The sequence below is a fragment of the Cecembia lonarensis LW9 genome (assembly GCF_000298295.1).
Taxonomy (GTDB): domain Bacteria; phylum Bacteroidota; class Bacteroidia; order Cytophagales; family Cyclobacteriaceae; genus Cecembia; species Cecembia lonarensis.
The window spans coordinates 1-520 of sequence record NZ_AMGM01000346.1 but is presented as its reverse complement, the minus strand read 5'-3'; the positions used below and the strand labels follow the sequence as shown (position 1 = coordinate 520).

The window sequence follows — 520 nt, the reverse complement described above, 5'->3', positions numbered from 1 at the left end:
GGAATAGGGGATAGCAATGAGGGCGGCCAGGTGGTATACCTCCTCGATACCCTCCATAGCGGTACGCACGCCATTGGGGTCCCGGATATCGCCGGCAAAGAACTCGATCTCGGCTTTTACCTTCTCGTCGATCGTATCCAGCCAGCCCCGGGAGTTGAAGGAGTTGTAGTAGACGAAGGCACGTACTTTATAGCCCTGGGCGACCAGGTATTCGGTGAGGTGGCTGCCAATAAAGCCATCGGCGCCGGTGACGAGTACTGTTTTTTTCATTTTAGCGGCAACTGGTCATTCTCTTTACGCTTGTATCTGTGTGCAACCCCCTGTGCTTATTTCTTTCGCAGCCAAACCGATAGCTGCATTCCTTTATTGGTTTTGGCCATATACCAGCTGAAGAGCGGGTGCAGGACTTTGGGGATGTGGAAGATATCGCACACATGATACTCGTGGAATGCAATCTCGAAAGGAAGTTTTTTGGCTAGCTCCTGAAAAGAGCGCAGGCTGAATTCGTAGAGATGAAAAG

The 520-nt window shown here is 51.2% G+C and carries 1 protein-coding gene and 1 pseudogene; both read right to left on the bottom strand.

The annotated features are described in order from the left end of the window. A partial coding sequence (locus B879_RS22460; protein WP_157231822.1) for an SDR family NAD(P)-dependent oxidoreductase occupies positions 1 to 270 on the bottom strand: 270 nt, incomplete at its 3' end. 56 nt (positions 271 to 326) lie between these two features. Next, positions 327 to 520, bottom strand: a pseudogene (locus tag B879_RS23400) (class I SAM-dependent methyltransferase); the annotation flags it as partial.